Raw genomic sequence first — 2,730 nt, forward strand, 5'->3', positions numbered from 1 at the left:
CATAGACGAATTCGGAAATCGCGCGGTATTGCGCACGAGCCGATCATCGTCACCATCGATTCCGGCGTTGTTCGCGGCGCAAGCGGCCCGCACCCCGGATGCCATAGCCATCAGCTGCGGTGCTCGTTCCTACAGTTACCGGCAACTGGAACAAGCAGCGAACCGGCTGGCGCACCTGCTGACCGACCGCGGTGTGGGTCCCGGATGCGTCGTCGGGATACTGATGGAACGCTCGGCACAAGCGATCACCGCGATAGCGGCAGTGCTCGAAACCGGAGCGGCCTACCTACCCATCGACCCCGAACACCCCAGAGCACGAATCGAATTCATGCTCACCGACACCACACCCGTCGCCGTCATCACCACCAACGACCTAGCCCGGCGGCTGAACGGGATCGACATCCCGACCATCGACATCAACGACCCCGCACTCGACAACCAACCCAGCACCCCACTTCCCGCACCGAGCCCGGACAACATCGCCTATTTCATCTACACCTCCGGCACCACCGGAACTCCGAAAGGCGTGGCCGCCACCCATCACAACGTCACCCAGCTACTTGCGTCCTCGGATGTAACGCCAACGTCGGAAAAGGTGTGGGCGCAATGTCATTCGCTCGCCTTCGACGTCTCCGTATGGGAAATCTGGAGCCCGCTGCTCCACGGCGGACGACTCGTCGTGATCCCCGACCAGATCACCCGCTCCCCCACCGACTTTCACGATGCCCTCGCCGCCGAACACGTCACCGTGCTCACCCAAACCCCCACCGCCGCAGCGATGCTGACACCACAAGGCCTGGAATCGATCACCCTGATACTCGGCGGCGAATTCTGCCCCGCCCAAGTAATAGACCAATGGGCGCCCACGCACACAGTCATCAACGGCTACGGCCCCACCGAAACGACCATGTGCGTCACCCTCACCACCCCCTTGACCCCCGGATCGGGGGCACCGCCGATCGGGGCACCGGTGCCCGCAGCAGCGCTGTTCGTGCTGGATGAATGGCTGCGGCCGGTGCCGGTGGGAGTCGCGGGCGAGTTGTACGTGGCCGGCGCCGGTGTTAGCTGCGGATATTGGCGCAGGCCCGCATTGACGGCGTCACGGTTCGTGGCGTGCCCGTTCGGAGGAACCGGCACCCGCATGTACCGCACCGGAGACCTCGTCCGCTGGACACATGACGGCCAACTCCACTACGTCGCCCGCGCCGACGAACAAGTCAAAATCCGCGGCTACCGCATCGAATGCGGCGAAATCCGAACCGCCCTCACCCAACTCGACGGCATCGAACAAGCAGCCGTCATCACCCGCGAAGACCGACCCGGCGACAAACGACTCATCGCCTACATCACCGGCACCGCAAACCCCACCGACATACGCACCCAACTAGCCGAACAACTCCCCACCTACATGATCCCCTCCGCAATCATGACGTTGGACGCACTCCCACTGACCGTCAACGGCAAACTCGACACCCGCGCCCTACCGGCACCCGAATACACCACCAGCGGATATCGAGCACCCAGCACGCCCGTCGAGGAAATCCTCACCACCATCTACGCTCGGATACTCGGGCTCGACCACGTCGGGGTCGACGACTCCTTCTTCGACCTCGGCGGAGATTCACTGTCGGCGATGCGCCTCATCGCCGCGATCAACACCACCCTCGACACCGACCTCTCCGTACGCACCGTATTCGACACACCCACCGTCGCCCGCCTGGCCCCCAGCATCGACAATGCGGATACGAGCCGACTCCCACGACTGACACCGATGGAACGACCCGATGCGGTCCCGTTGTCGTATGCCCAGCAACGACTCTGGTTCATCGACCAACTCCAAGGCCCCTCCGCGGTCTACAACGTGGCGGCGGCGTTGCGGTTGAGTGGCGGGCTCGATGTCGACGCGCTGGGTGCGGCGCTGGCCGATGTGGTGGGCCGTCATGAAAGTCTGCGCACGGTGTTCAGCGCGACCGACGGAACACCCCGGCAGGTGGTCATCCCCGCCGATCGGGTCCCTTTCGAGTGTGAGGTCGTCGATGCGGCCGGATGGTCGCAGACCCGGCTGGACGCCGCCGTGAACGAGGCGGCGCGCTACCCGTTCGACTTGGCGACCGAGATTCCTTTGCGTGCAATGCTTTTCGATGTTTCCGATCACGAACACGTGCTGGTGATCGTGATGCACCATATCGCCGCGGACGGCTGGTCGCTGGGGCCGCTGGCCACCGATTTGAGTGCGGCCTACGCCGCCCGCTGCGCGGGCCGGGCGCCGGGTTGGGCACCTTTGGCGGTGCAATACGTCGACTACACACTCTGGCAACGCACCCAACTCGGCGAACTCCACGACCCACACAGTCGCATCACCACCGAGCTCGAATATTGGGAACACACCCTCGCCGGAATGCCCGAACACCTCGACCTCCCCACCGACCGACCCTACCCAGCAACCTCCGACCAACACGGCGCCAGCGTCACCATCGACTGGCCCGCCGAACTACAACAACACATCACCCGGACAGCGCGCGAACACAACGCCACCAACTTCATGGTGATCCAAGCCGCCCTGACGATCCTGTTGTCGAAGATCAGCGCCAACCCCGACGTGGCGGTCGGATTCGCCGTCGCCGGCCGCGACGACCCCGCCCTCGACGAGTTGGTCGGCTTCTTCGTGAACACCCTCGTACTACGAGTCGATCTCACCGGCGACCCCAACCTCACCGACCTGCTCACCCA

General features: G+C 64.2%; 1 protein-coding gene. It reads left to right on the plus strand.

Going from position 1 to position 2,730, the window contains the following annotated elements; all coding sequences use genetic code 11:
- Nucleotides 1-2,730 (plus strand): non-ribosomal peptide synthetase (locus ON23_RS28150; RefSeq protein ID WP_039781949.1); only part of this gene is annotated, 2,730 nt, incomplete at both ends.

This window comes from Nocardia cerradoensis NBRC 101014, assembly GCF_000308535.1.
Taxonomy (GTDB): Bacteria; Actinomycetota; Actinomycetes; order Mycobacteriales; family Mycobacteriaceae; genus Nocardia; species Nocardia cerradoensis.